The organism is Pedobacter psychroterrae (assembly GCF_004331695.1).
Lineage (GTDB): Bacteria > Bacteroidota > Bacteroidia > Sphingobacteriales > Sphingobacteriaceae > Pedobacter > Pedobacter psychroterrae.
In genome coordinates this window covers 256934-275371 of the sequence record NZ_SJSL01000001.1, presented here as the reverse complement: position 1 = coordinate 275371, position 18438 = coordinate 256934, and the positions used below count along the sequence as shown (strand labels likewise).

12 protein-coding genes are annotated in these 18438 nt (G+C 40.2%); 6 read left to right on the top strand and 6 right to left on the bottom strand.

The window, feature by feature from the left end; all coding sequences use genetic code 11:
- Positions 1-37: 37 nt before the first annotated feature.
- The 6 genes from sov to EZ437_RS01155 all read left to right on the top strand — a co-directional run bounded on the left by sov (position 38) and on the right by EZ437_RS01155 (position 11234).
- Positions 38-7183 (top strand): T9SS outer membrane translocon Sov/SprA, encoded by a 7146-nt coding sequence (sov, locus tag EZ437_RS01180; RefSeq protein WP_131592354.1) that lies wholly within the window; start codon positions 38-40, stop codon positions 7181-7183.
- A 90-nt stretch (positions 7184-7273) separates the two neighbouring features.
- Complete coding sequence (gene gcvH / locus EZ437_RS01175; RefSeq protein WP_131592352.1) at positions 7274-7654, top strand: glycine cleavage system protein GcvH; 381 nt, start codon at positions 7274-7276, stop codon at positions 7652-7654.
- Between the two features lie 3 nt (positions 7655-7657).
- Positions 7658-8065 carry a VanZ family protein gene (locus EZ437_RS01170; protein WP_131592350.1) on the top strand — a complete coding sequence of 136 codons (408 nt, stop codon included), beginning with the start codon at positions 7658-7660 and terminating at the stop codon, positions 8063-8065.
- A 200-nt stretch (positions 8066-8265) separates the two neighbouring features.
- Positions 8266-8481, top strand: a complete 216-nt coding sequence (locus EZ437_RS01165) for a FeoA family protein (protein WP_131592348.1) — start codon at positions 8266-8268, stop codon at positions 8479-8481.
- Between the two features lie 4 nt (positions 8482-8485).
- Positions 8486-10600: a ferrous iron transport protein B gene (gene feoB, locus EZ437_RS01160; protein WP_131592346.1), complete on the top strand. Its 2115-nt coding sequence runs from the start codon at positions 8486-8488 to the stop codon at positions 10598-10600.
- A gap of 19 nt (positions 10601-10619) precedes the next feature.
- A complete protein-coding gene (locus EZ437_RS01155) occupies positions 10620-11234 on the top strand; it encodes a SprT-like domain-containing protein (protein WP_225869464.1) in 615 nt (204 codons plus the stop codon).
- On the opposite strand, the gene EZ437_RS01150 is transcribed toward EZ437_RS01155, so the two are convergent.
- Genes EZ437_RS01150 through tatC form a run of 6 tightly spaced genes read right to left on the bottom strand, consistent with a single transcriptional unit; the run spans position 11183 to position 18397 of the window.
- Positions 11183-11989 carry a hypothetical protein gene (locus tag EZ437_RS01150; protein ID WP_131592344.1) on the bottom strand — a complete coding sequence of 269 codons (807 nt, stop codon included), beginning with the start codon at positions 11987-11989 and terminating at the stop codon, positions 11183-11185. The genes EZ437_RS01155 and EZ437_RS01150 overlap by 52 nt on opposite strands.
- Positions 11990-12040: 51 nt before the next feature.
- Positions 12041-14017 carry an alpha-ketoacid dehydrogenase subunit alpha/beta gene (locus EZ437_RS01145; protein WP_131592342.1) on the bottom strand — a complete coding sequence of 659 codons (1977 nt, stop codon included), beginning with the start codon at positions 14015-14017 and terminating at the stop codon, positions 12041-12043.
- Between the two features lie 2 nt (positions 14018-14019).
- Positions 14020-15411 (bottom strand): LutB/LldF family L-lactate oxidation iron-sulfur protein, encoded by a 1392-nt coding sequence (locus EZ437_RS01140; protein ID WP_205942624.1) that lies wholly within the window; start codon positions 15409-15411, stop codon positions 14020-14022.
- Positions 15412-15435: 24 nt separating this feature from the next.
- Positions 15436-17028, bottom strand: coding sequence for a M28 family peptidase (locus EZ437_RS01135; protein WP_131592340.1), 1593 nt, complete (start codon positions 17026-17028; stop codon positions 15436-15438).
- 14 nt (positions 17029-17042) lie between these two features.
- Complete coding sequence (rpiB, locus tag EZ437_RS01130) at positions 17043-17483, bottom strand: ribose 5-phosphate isomerase B (RefSeq protein ID WP_131592338.1); 441 nt, start codon at positions 17481-17483, stop codon at positions 17043-17045.
- Positions 17484-17515: 32 nt separating this feature from the next.
- Positions 17516-18397 (bottom strand): twin-arginine translocase subunit TatC, encoded by an 882-nt coding sequence (tatC, locus tag EZ437_RS01125; protein WP_131592336.1) that lies wholly within the window; start codon positions 18395-18397, stop codon positions 17516-17518.
- Positions 18398-18438: the final 41 nt, after the last annotated feature.

Sequence of the window (18438 nt, the reverse complement as noted above, 5' to 3'; positions counted from 1 at the left end):
ACCCTTGAGAAACGCCTTAAAACTCATTTTCTTTTTAATGTTATCGGTTGTGGCGGGAGAAACTTTTTCGCAGACGATTCCATCAAGATCTGTGGGGGATACCTCAAGGAATTCCTTTGGGATAAAAGAAAAACAGCGATTGGGATTAAGGTCTTTGTCTAATCCCTTTTATCCGATGCCGGACAATATAAAAAGAGATGTTGAATACGATGTAGTCAACAAGAAATATATAGTGAGGCAGTTAATAGGAGACCGTTTGCTGGCACCGCCACAATACCTGACGGTTGAAGAATACCAGCGTCTGATCAGCAGCGAGATTAAAAGGGAAAACTGGCGTTCTCTTTCAAACCTGGAAATAGAGGATGTAAGAAAGACAGGGATTATTCCAAGTTTAAAGATCAACAGTAAAGCTTTTGAGCGGATATTTGGCGGCACAACCATCGACATTCAGCCGAGAGGTGAAGCTGAACTGACATTCCTGGGCAGGATAAATAAGAATGAAAATCCTTTATTTAATGAGCAGCAGCGGGTTCAGGGAAATTTCGATTTTAATCAGCGGATCCAGATGGATGTTATCGGAAATATCGGTACCAAACTGAAGGTTAATATGAATTACAATACTGAGGCTCAGTTTGATTTTGAAAACCAGGTTAAGCTGGACTATACAGGAGGTGAAGATGACATCATTAAAAAGATTGAAGCAGGTAATGTAAGCTTACCGCTCAACACGACGCTGATTAATGGTACCCAAACACTATTTGGTGTAAAAACGCAATTGCAGTTTGGTAAACTGAACGTAAACACTGTTTTTACACAGCAAAAATCCCAATCAAGAGAAATACAGATCAGCAATGGTGCACAGCAAAATGAGTATAGGATCAGTGCCGATAATTATGAAGCTAATAAACATTATTTCTTAGCCCAATATTTCAGGGAAAACTATAATAAGGCACTGTCAAATCCACCGACAATTACCTCTGGTATTATCATTACTAAAATTGAAGTATGGATCACCAATAAAACGGGTAATACCCAGGATTCGAGGGATGTGTTGGGCTTGATAGACCTGGGAGAAAACAGACCTTTTAATACGGTACAGATTGAAGGCGGAAAGTCAGCACTCCCATCAGGATTTAAAAACCCGCTTTTTCCAAGAGCGTCCAACAATTTATTGGATGTTCTGCCTGATGAAGCGCGACAGACCAATTCCAACGCAGTGATTTCATTCTTTCAGGCAAACGCCGGCACGGATAACTTTGCTAAGCTGACCTACGCAAGGAAGCTTGCCGACAGGGAATTTACATTTCACCCTAAACTGGGCTATATTTCTTTAAACAATTCATTGAATACCGATGAGGTGCTGGCTGTTTCTTACCGGTATACTTTTAACGGGGTAGAATACCAGGTAGGTGAGTTTTCTACGGATGTTCCTTTTGATCAGGCCACACCAAAGGTGTTGTTTGCAAAATTGCTGAAGAACGAAACAACAAAGACCAATTTGCCGACCTGGGACCTGATGATGAAGAATATTTATTCTATCGGCGGATATCAGATCAGTCAGCAGAATTTTAAGCTGGATATTCTTAGAATAGATGAGAAATCTGGAATTGAAAGACCTGTGATCACCGAAGGGGAAAAACTGGATGCATTTAAAAGGCCGCTGAAAGATAAATTGTGGATACAGGTGGCCAGCCTGGATCGCTTAAACCAGCAGGATGAACTTAAGCCAGACGGTATATTTGATTTTGAAGCAGAAGAAAACCCATTTGGTACAAACAGTGGTGCAAATTCTTTTGGAAACAGCAATTCTGCCAATAGTTCAGGTAATAGTAATGCTGTGCTGATTACCAATACAAAAAATGGTTACATAACTATTGACCCACTAAATGGAAGGATTGTCTTTCCGTTAGTCGAGCCGTTTGGTAAGGATCTGGCAGATCAGTTTTTGCCCTCTGAACAGGCTTTTATAGATAAATATACTTTTACTGCACTGTATGATTCCACTAAAGTGATTGCTCAGCAATTGTTTACCAGGCAGAACAGGTACGTCATAAAAGGGAGCTATCAGTCTGAGATAGCTTCTGAATTTAGTTTAAACTCCATTAATGTACCGGAAGGGTCAGTAAAAGTGTTTGCCGGAACCATCCCTCTACAGGAAGGAACCGATTTTACAGTCGACTATCAGGGAGGCAGGGTTCAAATATTGAATACGGCATTGCTGGTTTCGGGGCAACCTATAAGAATATCGACCGAGAATAACGAGCTGTTTGGTTTGCAGCAACGTTCATTGTTTGGGACCAGGCTGGATTATAAAGTAAATAATAAGCTGAATTTAGGTGGTACATTTATGAATTTAAGTGAGAAGCCGCTGACCCCTAAGGTGAATATTGGAGAAGAACCAATTTCTAACACTATCTGGGGGCTGGACGTAAACTACAGCTCGGCCTCGAGGTTTTTAACGAAGCTTGTTGACAAGTTGCCATTTATTTCTACCAAAGTTCCTTCAAATATTACTTTCTCCGGGGAGTTTGCGCAACTTGTTCCGGGACATCCAAAGGCGCTGGATTTTGCAGGACAGAAAAGCGGGATCAGTTACCTGGATGATTTTGAGGCTTCGAGATCAGTTATTGACCTTAAAAGTGCAATTGCCTGGCAGTTGTCAGGAACACCACAGCTATTTCCTGAATCTCAGTTGATAGATAATCTTGCTTATGGATTTAACCGTGCAAGAGTCGCATTTTATAACATAGATCCTACATTCTATAACCGGAATGCAAGTAATATACCTGCAAATTTGAGAAACAACCGGAACGAGCTTTCCAATCATTATGTAAGAGAGATCATTGAACAGGAAGTTTTTCCGTTTAAGGAGACAAGTACTGGACAGGCGATTACTTTACCAACGCTTGATATAGCCTTTTATCCTACTTTGAGGGGTCATTACAACTATACTACTACCGGTTTTGGAGCGGATGGATCATTGACAAACCCAAAATCAAGATGGGGGGGATTGTTCAGACGGATTGAAACCAATGATTTTGAAGCGCTGAATATTGAGTTTATCGAGCTCTGGGTAATGGATCCGAATATATATAAGCCAAATTCTGCCGGTGGAGATCTTTATTTTAACCTGGGTAATATTTCAGAAGATATTTTAAAGGATGGCAGGAAGTCATTGGAAAATGGACTGCCGGCCGACGGTGATCCAACAAAATATGATGAAACAAACTGGGGGAGGGTGCCTAAGCTGCAGCCTGTAGTACAGGCTTTTGATAATGATCCTGTGGCAAGAAGAAGTCAGGATGTGGGATTGGATGGCTTAGGTAATGCCGATGAAAAAGGTAAGTTCGCAGCAGTTATCAACCAGATAAAATCTCAACTGAATGCTGAGGCAGCAGCAGCTATTGACAATGATCCGTCATCTGATGATTATTCTTACTACAGAAGTGGTGCATTAGATCAGGCAAATGCCGGGATATTGAAACGCTATGAAAAATATAACGGAACGGAAGGGAATTCTAAAACACCTCAGCAAAGCAGAGAAGATTTTGGCGTAGATAATTCTGCATCCACATCACTTCCTGATGGAGAAGATATCAACAGGGATAACAATATGACGCAATCTGATGAGTATTTTCAGTACCGGGTATCTATGCGTCCGGGAGATCTGATGGTAGGCCAGAACTTTGTTACTGATAAAGTCACTTCAGATGTCAAGCTTGCCAATGGTGAGACCAAACCTGTCACCTGGTATCAGATCCGGATACCGTTGGCACAATACCAGCAAAAGGTGGGAAGTATCCAGGATTTTAAATCTATACGTTTTGTGAGAATGTTCCTTACCAATTTTGCAGATACTACTGTACTAAGATTTGGGAAAATTCAACTGGTAAGAGGTGAATGGCGACAGTACAATGCTAATAATGATGCTTCGCAGGTGATTGTTGACCAGGCCTTACAACCAGCAAATCCCGATAATTCTACCATTGAAGTGGCTACAGTAAATATAGAAGAAAATGGAAAAAGGGTGCCTATTCCATATGTGGTGCCGCCAGGGATTGAAAGGGAACAGGATTTTAGTAACTACAGGGGAGATACGAGACAAAATGAGCAATCACTGGCAGTTACCGTCAAAAATTTAAGGGATGGCTATGGCAGGGCTGCATTTAAAACTGCTATTAATGATTTCAGATCGTATAAACATCTGGAGATGTTTATACACCTTGAAGCACTTCCAAACACTACGATTAATGACAATGAGCTGAGTGCCTTTTTGCGAATAGGGACGGACAATCAGGATAACTATTATGAATATTCGCAGCCATTGAAAGTGACCAACCCCGGCACGAGTGATCCTTATGCGATATGGCCTGAGCAAAACCGGTTGGATATTGAACTGGAAGTATTTCAGAATGCAAAAATTGCGCGGAACAGGGCATTGCTGAATGGGCAGCCATGGCCTGTAAATATTCCTTTTGATTTTGTTGAAAATGGAAGAACGATAACCATAAAGGGGCAGCCCGATATGAGTAAGGTAAGGGTATATATGCTAGGTATTAAAAATCCACTTCGTAAACAAGCCAGTACCGGTGAGGATGATGGCCTGGATAAAAGTGCCCAAGTCTGGTTTAATGAACTTCGGCTTACCGAATTTGATGAACGCGGAGGCTGGGCAGCAACAGCAAGGATGAATGCCCAGCTTGCCGATTTTGCAGATGTTAATATATCAGGTAGTAAATCAACGATAGGCTTTGGTTCGCTGGAGAAGCGGGTGAGTGAACGAAACCGAGCGGATAATGTGTTTTTTGATATTTCATCAAGCATGGAGCTGGGTAAATTCTTACCTAAAAAGGCTGCGATAAAGATCCCTATGTTTGTAAGTTATTCCAATCAGATAAGTACACCTCAATACGATCCAAGGACTCCTGATGTTGAGTTGAAAAATGCACTTGATGGTGCCACAAGAGCTGAAAAGAAAGAGATCTTGAATTATGCTCAAGACTATACATCCAGAAACAGCATCAGCTTTACCAATGTGCGTAAAGAAAGAACAGACCCGGATAAAATACCAAAGCTGTGGGATATAGAGAATTTAAATGCCAGCTATGCGAATACAAAATTTGCACACAGGGATTTTATCAACCAAAATAGTATCCAACAGACTTACAGAGGATCGCTGGCGTATAATTATGCTGCTCAGTCGAGGAGCTATGAGCCTTTTAATAAAATTATAAAATCAAATATGCTGGCTTTATTGAAAGAATTCAATTTTAGCCTGCTCCCTAACTCAATTAATTTCAGAATAGATCTGGACCGTTATTATTCAGAGAATAGCCTTAGAAATAACGATCCTAATAATTCTATTCCAATTAATACCACTTATAATAAGAACTTCCTGGTGACAAGGGTGTATGGAATATCCTGGAATTTAACGAGGTCGCTGACACTGGATTTTGATGCAACAAACTATTCAATTATTGATGAACCTGATGGCCGTATTGAAGGATTAAAAAGAGATACACTTTGGCAAAATCTTAAAAGACTAGGCAGAACAACAGACTATTCCCACAACTTAAACATTACTTACAACTTGCCTATAAATAAGATTCCCGGACTGGACTGGTTGAGCGTTACAACGCGATACGGAACCAATTTTAACTGGCAGACAGAACCATTATCAACATTGAGAGATCCGTTGATTGATATGGGTAATACGATTCAAAATTCAAGAATAATACAGATCAACCCCAATCTGAACCTAAGCAGCCTATATAATAAGTTTGGTTTTGTGAGAAGGGCCAAGGATGCGGGGGATAAAAGTTCAAGTGCTGACTTTTTTGTGGGGTTGCTAACCAGTGTTAAAAATATTGTAGGCTCATATGTTCAGAATAAAGGAATCTTTTTGCCCGGTTACCTGCCAACTACAAATTATTTAGGCATAGATAATATAACGGGAGCACCGGGTCTGGGCTTTGTATTTGGCAGTCAGAAAGATATCAGGGGCATGGCCCTAAATAATGCATGGATTACCAGAGATACACTTCAGTCTCAGCTTTATATAAATACTTTAAGAGAGGACCTGAGTTTTAGCAGTATGGTAGAACCTATCCAGGATCTGGTAATCACCTTGACTGCCAATAAAAATAGGACACTAAATTATTCCACTAATTTTAGGTATGATACAAGCTTAAGCGGATTTGAAAATTTAAGCCCATACACAACCGGAGATTACAGTGTTTCCTTTTTATCATTAGGTACCGCATTTTCAGAGAAAGCAGGAGGTACGGCTTCAAGACTTTTTAGCCAGTTTATGGTCAACAGGCAGGTCATTTCTCAGCGGTTAGGTGCATTGAACTCAAATTCATCGGGCGCTAAGTCTTCAGGATATGCCGATGGATATGACAAAAGCTCACAGGATGTAGTTGTGTCAGCCTTCCTGGCGGCCTATACTGGTAAGGATGCCGCATCTTCTAGCCTAAGCTCTTTTCCTAAAATCCCATTGCCCAACTGGCGTCTGAATTATAGGGGGCTAACACGCTTGGGTTTTCTTGCCGAGCGATTTAGTTCTATCGACATCAGACATTCCTACAGATCAGTTTACAGTGTCAATAGCTTTAATTCTCTAGTAAGATATGAAGAAAGAAACGGAGCTGTAAACAGCCGGGATGTAAATGGCAACTTCCTTCCTTTTTATCAGTATGCCCAGGTTACCATTGCTGAGCAGTTTTCTCCGCTTATAGGAATTGATACACGTTTCAAAAATAATGTGTCGGCTAATTTTGAACTGGGCCGCTCCAGATTATTGGGTTTGAGTATGTCTAATAGTCAGTTAGCCCAACTATCGGAAAATAATATGGTTTTTGGTTTGGGTTATCGGACCAACAAGTTTAGATTTCCATTTGGAATGTTCAAGCAATTAAAGATGGAAAACAACATGGACTTTAAATTGGATATCGCACTCAGGGATAATAAAACGGTGATCTACAGGGCCGATATTGCTGAAGCTGAGGTATCTTCTGGAGCTAAGAACATTACTTTAAGGCCAAGTGTAGATTATGTATTGAACCAGCGGTTCAACATCAGGCTTTTCTACGATTCAAACATTACCAAACCCTACACTTCACAAACATTTAATACTGCATTCACTAATTTCGGATTTAGTTTAAGGATTACCTTGAATTAGCATTGGTATAAAGAGGTAGATTAATTACCTTTGGACACGCGAAGCGATGGGCTTCAAAAAATATTAACTCACGAAAAATAATTTAAACAAATGAATTTTCCATCAGAATTGAAGTACACAAAAGACCATGAATGGCTTAAAATTGAAGGTAATGAGGCATATATCGGCATTACTGATTTTGCGCAGCGTGAGTTAGGTGACATTGTATATATAGATATCAATACCGTGGGCGATGAGGTTACAAAAGATGAGGTTTTTGGTACAGTTGAAGCTGTGAAAACTGTTTCAGATCTTTTTATGCCAGTTACAGCTACTGTATTGGAAACAAATGCTGTACTTAATGACAATCCTGAATTGGTAAATTCTGATCCATACGGACAAGGATGGATGGTTAAGGTTACTTTGTCTGATACGGCAGAATTAGAAGGCTTATTGGATGCTGATGCTTATAAAGCGCTTGTAGGAGCATAATTAATGAATAAAATTAAAGAGTTAAAATATCAAAGTTGGGCCATTTTGTGGACTGTCTTTATTTTTATACTTTGCAATATCAAAATGCCTGATGACAATAATGAATCAGGCATTTTTTTTAAAGGCTTTGATAAGCTGGTACATGTAGGCTTTTTTTTTGTGCTAACGATATTTCTTTTCTACGGCAAAATCAGGCATCAGCATAATTATAGTTTCCGGTCTTTAACCATTTTTAAGATCATCATTTTTACAGGTGCCCTTGGGGGGTTGATAGAGTTGGCACAATGGAAGTTTTTTACCTACAGATCCGCGGAATGGTGGGATTTTGGCTGTGATATGATTGGTGTTTTTATGGGTGTTTTTAGTTATATTTTACTTCATAAATCAAACTATAATGAAAGAACGGATTAGTTTATTACTCTTATTGTTATTTATGGTGCTATTTGCTGGTTGTCGCATTTTCAAACCAGGCTGTCAATGTCCAAAAGTTAGCTATTCGAGCTATCCAAGAGGGATGTAAGCCGTTTTATTCCATAAATTTACATTTCTCTTATTTGGATTTATTATAAATTAAGGCTACCTTGCGACTTGATAATACTAACAATATATAAATGAAACTTTCACAGTTAAACCCCGGAGAACAAGGAACTATAGTAGCATTTACAGATCTTGAAATGTCCGTTAAATTAATGGAGATGGGTTGCCTGCCAGGTGAAACTGTGGAAATTGAACGTTTTGCGCCCCTTGGAGATCCTATCGCAATTCGTGTTGCGGGTTATCAGCTTTGTTTACGTAAAAATGAAGCATCCATTATTATAATTCAGTAGTAATTTGGCAAAGGATATTAAAATTGCCCTTGTTGGTAATCCAAATACAGGAAAATCAACCCTTTTTAATCTGCTTACAGGATTAAATCAGAAAATTGGAAACTTTCCCGGGATAACTGTTGATAAGAAAACAGGCTATTGTAAGCTAAGTGATAGTAAGCAAGCTGAAATCATAGATTTACCTGGCACATATAGTTTATATCCAAAAAGCAAAGATGAAAGCATTGTTTTTCAGGTACTGGCTGATAGCAAGAACTCCAGTCATCCTGATCTTGTAATTCTGGTAGTAGACGCAACAAATCTTCGCAGAAATTTATTGCTTTATACACAGGTTGCCGATTTGGGCCTGCCGATTATATTGGTGTTGAATATGACCGATATGGCTAAAAAGGAAGGAATCGATATTGATGTTGATAAACTTTCTGAACGGCTGGGGATACAGGTTGTAGCTATTTCTGCCAGAAATAATTCTGGTCTTTCAGAACTAAAAGAAGCGATTAGGAATACAACTGTTATAGCTACGCAGACAGAAGGTGCAGATATGCATGTTTTGGCTCCGGAAGCCATTGATTTTGTCAAATCGCACATAAAAACAGACAATAACTATTTAGCCCTGCAGTTGCTGCACCAGCATTTGCCGCTAAATATTTTTTCTTCAGCAGACCATGAGATCTTTGAACAGATAAAAAAGGACCATCATTTCGAATCTTCCAAGTTGCAGGCTGCAGAGACAATATCCAGATACCGGTATCTTGGGACAGTCCTCAGCGGCGTTGTAGAAGATACAGGAGCTGCCAGAAAATTTATTTTTAGTGATAAGCTTGATGCAGTATTAACGCACAGGGTATGGGGATTTACCATATTCATCGCCATATTGTTTTTTATATTCAATTCTATTTTTTCGTGGTCTTCCTATCCAATGGAGCTCATTGAATATTCTTTTGTATGGCTTACGGAATTCGGGCATCAGCATCTTCCTGCAGGTATGCTTACCGATCTGCTTCTGGACGGGGTGGTTGCCGGATTGGGTGGAGTGGTTATATTTATTCCTCAGATTGCTATATTGTTTGCTTTCATATCCATCCTTGAAGATACAGGCTATATGTCGAGAGTGACGTTTATGATGGATAAAATAATGCGTAAATTCGGGTTAAGCGGTAAGTCAGTAGTACCAATGATTGGTAGTTTGGCCTGTGCTGTTCCTTCCATTATGAGTGCTCGGAATATAGAGAGCTGGAAAGACCGGATCATCACCATTATGGTTGCCCCCTTGGTTAGTTGTTCTGCCAGGCTGCCTGTTTACACATTACTGATCTCATTGGTTGTACCGGAAAAAATGATTTGGGGATTCATCAATTTGCAAGGCCTTACTTTAATGGGGATGTATCTGATTAGCATTTTTGCGGCAGTGATTGTAGCTTTTATCATGAAGTTTCTTATAAAAGCGAAAGAGAAATCATACTTTATCATGGAACTGCCAGTGTATAGAATGCCCAGGTGGTCGAATGTACTGTATACGATGTATGAAAAATCCAAAACTTTTGTCTTTGAAGCAGGTAAAGTGATTATTGCAATTTCGATCATCCTCTGGGTATTGGCCACTTTTGGGCCATCAGATAAGTTCGAGGCAATTGATAAAAAATATGCAGCTATAGAAGCCCAAAAAGACAGCACGCAAATTAGTACGCTGGAGCGTGACAGATCGGCTGAGAAGCTTGAAAATTCTTATGCAGGGATTCTGGGGCACGTGATAGAACCGGCAATAAAACCCTTAGGTTTTGACTGGAAAATAGGAATCGCTTTGATTACCTCATTTGCTGCAAGAGAAGCGTTTGTGGGTACGATGGCCACAATTTATAGTGTAGATAACGATGGAGAAGTAGCTACCATTAGAAATAAGATGAGAGGTGCGAGAAACCCGGACACCGGATTGCCTGTATTTACATTTGCAACTGCTTTTTCATTAATGCTATTCTATGCCTTTGCCATGCAATGTATGAGCACGGTAGCTGTTGTATACAGAGAAACCAAGTCATGGAAATGGCCGGTGATACAACTCGTTTATATGACGGCTATGGCCTATGTGGCAAGTTTAATTGCCTATCAACTATTAAAGTAAATTCATTATCTTGGACAGTGTGGAAAAGGAGCATGTCTTATCACAATATATGCCTGTCGGGGCTGCACCGGTAATTGCAAGATGGATCGATTACTTTCAGTGCGAATTCAAAATTTCAAAGAACAGAACTACTAAACTTGGCGATTACAGGCATCCATATAATGGAACCGGGCATAAAATATCTGTCAACAATAATCTAAATGCTTATGCCTTCCTAGTTACTACTGTACATGAATTTGCACATTTACTTACCTGGAATGATCATAGAAATAAGGTAAAACCCCATGGAGACGAATGGAAACGTAATTTTAAACGAATGATGGTTCCTTTTATTGAAAAGAACATCTTTCCGGATGATGTCCATAAAGCAATAATCAATTACCTTGACAATCCTACGGCAGCAAGTTGTACAGATTTAAAATTGTCCAGAACGCTAAAGAAGTATGACAACGCTATTGGCCTTCTCCGTTTGGAAGAATTGCCAGTCAATACGTTATTTACAATTAAAGATGGCCGAAGGTTTAAGAAGGGTGAAAGGTTGCGAAAACGCTACAGATGCTTATGTCTTGATAATGGGAATCTTTATCTTTTTAATCCGTTAGCAGAAGTGACCCTGGCCGCTACCGGAACGTAAACAGCTTCCTTGTTCTCTATCTTCCAGTTAATATTAAGCTTTGTACCCTTAAAGAGCATAGGGTCAATCATAAGACTGTCCGTAAATGAATCGCTTTGGGTCACCAGGATGTTTGCATTATATCCATTTGGGATTTTACTTTTTAGCAAGATATATTTCTCATCGGGAGCGGATAGAAAGCTATCGAACACAAGGTCAAATTTTTCATTTCCCTCAATTGCATCATTGAATGTTTTGATATCCGAAGCATAGTTATCAGCAGAGAGATTAGTATGCTTTAGAGGGGAAAATTGTTTGTCTTTGAGCGTGGAAGATGATAATGCAGTACGTATATCTTTCCTGAATGCAATATTATTTCTAAAAAAAGTGCGTATTTCCTCTAAAACTTCAGTATTTGGTTTAAGCTGTTTTTTGCTTTCCCTTACTAATATCAAGCTGTCATTATTGAAGTAAAAATTATTCACAAGACTGCTGATGCCTTCATTGTCAATAAAAGTTTTGTATAAAACAGGAATACCGTTCATGCTATATTTTTCAACGTACATTGAGGTTTCATCGAGATGATAAACCAGACTGCTGCGTTTTTCCATCGTGATCAAGCTGGCGTCAACGGAATCTGCAAAATGCACAATTGACTGTTCCGTTACTGCTACAGGTATATTTCTATTGATCAGGTCTGCCTGAGGATGCTTAGAATTCTGAGTACAGCTACAGAGAATCGGTAAAAGTAAGAGAATTAAGTATGAGAATTTCATATGGCCAACTAGGTATCTGTAACAGATAGAGGCTATTATCGTGCCAAGTAACTAGTATTCCAGTAATCTTTTGGCAACGTCAGCCAACCTGCTTTTAGCAAGGAAATCATTTTCCAGCACCTTATTCATTGGGATGGCAGTATCCAGACTGGCACAGCGCATAACAGGGGCATCCAGAAATTCAAAGCAATGCTCAGCAATCCATGCAGCTAGTTCTGCTCCAAATCCGCACGTGAGCGTGTCTTCGTGGAGGATCAATACCCTGCCTGTTGATTGAACTGCTCCGGCAACCGCATCCTTATCCCATGGCTGCAGGCTTCGCAGATCTATTAAAGTTACAGAGCGTTCCGGATTATCGTTTAAATAGGACAATGCCCAGTGAACTCCGAGTCCGTAAGTAATGATACTGAACTGGGTGCCGGTTTTTAATATGTTTGCTTTTCCTATTTCCTGATTATAGTATCCTTTAGGTACAAAGCCACTTAGGCTTCTATACAAATATTTGTGTTCAAAATATATCACAGGATTCGGATCATCAATGGCCCCCAGCAGCAAACCTTTTGCATCATCAGGAAAGGCTGGATATACTATTTTTAAACCCGGTGTTTTAGTGAACCAGGCTTCGTTGCTTTGCGAATGAAACGGACCTGCCCCGGTACCGGCCCCAGTTGGCATACGGATTACAACATCAGCCTTTTCGCCCCATCTGTAGTGGGTCTTTGCCAGATTATTTATAATCTGGTTAAATCCACAGGTTACAAAATCAGCAAACTGCATTTCTACAATTGCTTTATAACCATTTATTGAAAGGCCTAGTCCGGCACCGACAATAGCCGATTCACAGATGGGTGTATTTCTAACTCTTGCTTTCCCAAATTCATTCACAAAACCTTCGGTGATCTTAAATGCTCCGCCATATTCCGCTATATCCTGACCCATCAAAACTAGGTTCTGGTATTTTTGCATACCAATTCTAAGCCCATCAGTAATGGCATCTATATAGCGCATTTCTACTAAGGGCTGAGACGGCCTTACAGGGTTTATTGCATCCGGATGGTACATGTCCAATAATTCTGTATTCGCATCTGCTATAGGCTCATCCTGTTCAAATGCACTTTCTATTTCACTTTCAATGGTTTTTTTAAAGTCCGCTTTTATTTGATGGATCATTTCAACATCAAGTACCCCCTGTTTAATTAAGTAGGCTTCGAAATTCTTAACAGGATCTTTTTTTGACCACTCATTGATCAGTTCTTCCGGTACATATTTAATGCCTGATGCTTCCTCATGTCCCCTCATCCTGAAAGTCAAGCATTCAACAAGTACGGGCCTGGGGTCTTTTCTGATCTTAACAGCAAGATCGACCAGGGTATCATAAACCTCCAGAATATTATTTCCATCTATCTGTATACCTTCAATGCCATATCCAATAGCCTTGTCGACAAGATGTTCACATTTAAATTGTTCGTTAACAGGAGTGGAAAGGCCATATCCATTGTTTTCTATCAGAAAGATAACGGGTAAGTTCCATACGGCCGCCACATTTACGGCCTCATGAAAATCTCCTTCGCTGGTGGCACCTTCACCGGTGAAAACCAGAGTTGCGGCTTCTTTATTTTCAATCAGATCTGCAAGAGCAATGCCATCTGCCAGCGCCATTTGCGGGCCCAGATGAGAGATCATACCGATGATTTTGTAGTCTTGTGTACCAAAATGAAAGGATCTGTCCCTGCCTTTGGTAAATCCGTTAACTTTCCCCTGCCATTGGGACATGAGTTTACTCAGTGGAATATCACGTGATGTGAATACACCCAGATTTCGGTGCATTGGCAGAATATATTCGGAAGCGTGCATAGCCAGCGTACTGCCCACTGCAATTGCTTCCTGACCAATTCCTGAAAACCACTTGCCAATACGCCCCTGACGAAGCAAGATCAACATTTTTTCCTCTATCAATCTTGGATAAAGCAACCTTTTATAAAGGTCTAATAAAATGCTATTGCTCTTGTCTTTTCTGTCAAAGATCATAATTATTCGCCTGTAGCATCCTTGTTTTTCTCTTCCCAAAGTTTAGCAAAAGATTTTGGGGCTATTTCGGGCATAGACCGATATTTACCCCATATTTTTCTAAACAGGTTTTTAAGGAAAAAGTTCTTGATCTTTCCGCTCAGCATATCCATCCTAGATCTTTTCAGCATTCCGGTACGCCAGATCGTCCATCCCAGTTTTTCTGTCCTTGTATTTTCATGCTGTTCAGCCGCATCTCTTCTGTTTAGCAGCAGCATTTTATGAATGTCAATTTTAACAGGGCATACTTCAGAGCATTTTCCACACAGACTTGATGCATAGCTTAAATGCTTGAAGTCTTTCATGCCCTTCAGATGGGGGGTAATTATAGAACCAATAGGGCCGCTGTAAGTAGTATTATAAGTATGTCCGCCAATGTTCTTGTAAACAGGGCAGGCATTTAAGCAGGCACCGCATCTAATGCAATACAGGCCCTGGCGTTGCTCTTTTTGCGCCAGCAGATTAGTGCGGCCGTTATCAAGCAAAATTACATACATTTCTTCCGGTCCGTCAGTTTCTTCTCCACGTCTGGGGCCACTAAGGATGGTATTGTAGACGGTTAAGTTCTGACCTGTACCATGGCTGGCCAGCAATGGCCAGAACAGATCCAGATCTGCCATAGATGGGATTATTTTCTCTATGCCTACTATAGCGATATGTATTTTAGGAAAAGTTGTGCAGAGCCGCGCATTACCTTCATTTTCTGTCAGGGCAATACTTCCTGTATCGGCAATTAAGAAATTGCCCCCACTGATGCCTATGTCGGCATTCAGGTATTTATCTCTTAAAAGTTCCCTTGCTTTTTGGGTTAGCTGTTCAGGAGTGAAATCCAAAGGAGTGCCAAATTTCTCATGAAAGACTTTTGCGATTTCCTCTTTGCTCAAATGCATGGCCGGTGTCACAATGTGATAAGGATGCTGGCCCAGCAACTGAACAATGAATTCACCAAGATCACTTTCCAACGATTCTATATCATTTTTCTGAAGAAATTCATTAAGATGAATCTCTTCGGTGGTCATAGATTTTGCCTTAATAACTGTTTTACCGTTATTTTTTTTGATGATGTTCAGGATTTCCTGCTGGGCTTCATTAATGTCATTAGCCCAGATTACCTTTCCCCCTTTGCGCTGAAAATTAGCTTCAAACTCGGGCAAAAACTTATCAAGGTTTTCCATCACCCTCCATTTGATCACATGAGCTTTCTTCTTGGAGTTTTCTAAGTTTTCAAATTTTGAAAGGCCCCGCTCCACGGCAACATTATATTTGCCGATGTTATGGTTAATTGTTTTACGGTGTCCCAGATCGAATGCCTTTTCATCCGCCTTCACTAAAAATTCTTCAGCAATCTTCGTCATAATCAAACTTAGCTAAAATTGTAGCTATTTCTTTATTGAGCCATCATCGTTTTTATCTACACGGGGTCTTTTGAGACCATTTGCAAGCTCCCAGGCGGTAAAGTATACCAATTTTCCTCTTTTTGCAAGCATTGGAAAATCTATTTTGCTAACCTCATCGCCTGGCTGGTGATAATCTTCATGCACCCCGTTAAAATAAAAAATAACCGGAATACCATGCTTTGCAAAGTTATAATGATCAGACCTGTAGTAAAATCTGTTGGGGTCCGTACGGTTATTATACCTTTCGTCCAGGTTGATATTTACATAATCCTTATTGGCTTTTTTGCCAATCCTGTCCAGATCAGTACTCAGCATGTCAGATCCAATAATGTATACAAAATTGTTGTCGCTGGCGTGCTCTTTATCACCCCTCCCTATCATATCAATATTCAGATTGGTGATGGTATTTTCCAGTGGAAATACCGGATGTTCAGCGTACCATTCAGAACCTAACAAGCCTTTTTCTTCACCGGCAACTGTCATGAATAATATACTTCTTTTTGGGCCTCTGCCTGCTTTCTTCGCTTTCGCAAATGCTTCCGCAATCATCAGTACCCCTGTTGTACCAGATCCATCATCATCAGCGCCATTGTTTATCTTATCATCACCTGGCGCATTAGGATTTACACCAATGTGGTCGTAATGTGCAGTAATGACCAAAACCTCTTTTTTCAACTTCGGATCAGAACCTTCCAGGAAGCCGAGTACATTGTCTGTCTTTACCTTTGTTTCGATTTTATTAGCGCTTGCGCTCAGGCTGATTTTCAGTTCCTGCGAGGCAGGCTTTCCACTCTCGGCTATTTTCTTTTTCAGCGCATCGGCGTTGGTACCTGCAGCAACAAAAAGTTTATTGGCAATAGCAGTGCTGATATTGATCACCGGCATAGGCTGAGGTTTATTCATTCTCTCCAGGTTTTCCTTCGTCTTCATCACCATTTGTTCAGATAGCAGGTAATTCTTCAGGTTTGCAGACATTTTGTCTACTGCAGCATCAATTAGCAGTACAGCAGATGCTTTATGGTCATTAAAGTATTTCAACTTTGCATTTAGTGCACTTGATGCATTTCCCGAAACTGTGCCGCCTGATGGATTCCCCTCTTTAAAGATCATCACCACCTTTCCTGTCACGTCTAGTCCGGAAAAATCATCGTAACCATCTGTCGCTAATCCGTACCCGGCAAATACAATGCTATTGGTATTAAAAGCAAAGCCACTTCCAGAAACAACCTGCTGGGCAACATAAAAATCCTGTAAGACTTCAGCTGGCTGCCCATCAATGGTCAGTACCTGTGAAAGACTTATGGTCACCATATCAATAGGCTGAAAGTAATCGCCCGCTACGGGCCCTTTTAATCCAAGACCCTTAAAATGATTTTTAATATAATCTGCAGCCATCCACCCACCTTTTTTGCCAGTTTCCCTGCCCTCATACGCGTCAGATGCGAGGACGGATAAGTGCTTGTGAGCATTGTCTTTTGTGATACTTTGGCCATACTTTATGGCATCTTTATTTTGCGCAGTCGCACTGCAGCCCATCAGCAGGACCAAGCCCAGATGTAGTAATTGCTTTTTCATCAGCGGAACAAATTTTAACATGATATTTTTTCAACCCTGCCCTCATGTCTTCCGCCTTCAAAAGCAGTGGTCAAAAATGTTGTAGCCATTTCATTTGCCAGGTCCTCAGAGACAAACCTTGCCGGGATGCACAAGATATTTGCATTATTATGTCGTCTTGCAAGTGAGGCAAGTTCATTCAGCCAGCAAATAGCAGCCCTGATGTGCTGGTGCTTATTAGCTGTGATGGCTACACCATTTGCACTTCCGCAAACCAGAATCCCAAATGTAAATTCTTTACTTTCCACTGCTAAAGCTACAGGATGCGCAAAATCAGGATAGTCAACAGAATCTGTACTGTATGTGCCAAAATCCTTAAGCTCATATCCTGTTAGATAAGACTTCAAAAGCTCTTTATATTCAAAGCCGGCATGATCAGCACCAATGGCTATTTTAATTTTTTTCTCTGTTGACATTTTTTAAATATTAATGAATCAAACTTATTAGTTTATGAAGCTGAACTGTTAAGCAGTCGGTTTCGCTTCCTTTCAATACTTGCTGAGATAAAGATACTTACTTCATATAATATTACAAGCGGAAAGGCAACTACAAGCATCGTAATAACATCAGGAGTTGGCGTTACCACAGCTGCTATAACCAATATCAATACAAACGCATATCTTCTGCTGGACCGCATAAATGCCGGTGTCATTATACCAAATTTTGACAAAATATAAATTACTACGGGCAACTGAAAAATTATTCCAGAGCCTATGGTAAGTGTGGCCACGGACGAAAGATAAGAAGTGATCGTAAAAGTATTTTCTATCTCAGGACTCACTGTAAAGTTTGTCAGGAAGTTAATCGATAAAGGACAGATGAGGTAATAGCCAAACATAATCCCGATAAAGAAGAGGGTAGAGGCAAACAATACAAATCCACTGGCCGACTTGCGTTCTTTTTCATGCAAGGCAGGTTTTACAAACAGCCATAGTTCAAATAGCAGGTATGGAATACCTAAGATAATCCCTACCATTACACAGGAGTTGATCTGTAGGGTAAACTGTCCGGCCATTTCCGTATTGATGATTTTTGCATCAATATGCGTGATACAGAAATCCTGCCCAACGAGATTTGGAAAAGCTACAACCATTTTACACATCATTCTGTAGGTCCAGAAGTCAGGGTTCTTAGGACCCATAATGATCTCATTGAAAATGAAATCAGAAAACCAAAAGGCTCCGGCAGTTAATAGCACGACCACCAGTAATCCGCGCAACAGGTGTTTTCTCAATACATCAATGTGGTCGAAGAAAGACATCTCTGCCTCTAAAGTTTTTCCTTTTTCTCTTATAGCACCAATAAGGTCCCTTTTTTTAGTATCACTCATGCATATTATTTGTAAACAAAAATACCATTCTATTTTATTCA

Bases quoted from the DNA above. Each gene is read 5' to 3' on its own strand.
- sov (WP_131592354.1), top strand. From the start codon at position 38: ATGTTATCGGTTGTGGCGGGAGAAACTTTTTCGCAGACGATTCCATCA.
- gcvH (WP_131592352.1), top strand. From the start codon at position 7,274: ATGAATTTTCCATCAGAATTGAAGTACACAAAAGACCATGAATGGCTT.
- EZ437_RS01170 (WP_131592350.1), top strand. From the start codon at position 7,658: ATGAATAAAATTAAAGAGTTAAAATATCAAAGTTGGGCCATTTTGTGG.
- EZ437_RS01165 (WP_131592348.1), top strand. From the start codon at position 8,266: ATGAAACTTTCACAGTTAAACCCCGGAGAACAAGGAACTATAGTAGCA.
- EZ437_RS01150 (WP_131592344.1), bottom strand. From the start codon at position 11,989: ATGAAATTCTCATACTTAATTCTCTTACTTTTACCGATTCTCTGTAGC.
- EZ437_RS01145 (WP_131592342.1), bottom strand. From the start codon at position 14,017: ATGATCTTTGACAGAAAAGACAAGAGCAATAGCATTTTATTAGACCTT.
- EZ437_RS01140 (WP_205942624.1), bottom strand. From the start codon at position 15,411: ATGACGAAGATTGCTGAAGAATTTTTAGTGAAGGCGGATGAAAAGGCA.
- EZ437_RS01135 (WP_131592340.1), bottom strand. From the start codon at position 17,028: ATGAAAAAGCAATTACTACATCTGGGCTTGGTCCTGCTGATGGGCTGC.
- rpiB (WP_131592338.1), bottom strand. From the start codon at position 17,483: ATGTCAACAGAGAAAAAAATTAAAATAGCCATTGGTGCTGATCATGCC.
- tatC (WP_131592336.1), bottom strand. From the start codon at position 18,397: ATGAGTGATACTAAAAAAAGGGACCTTATTGGTGCTATAAGAGAAAAA.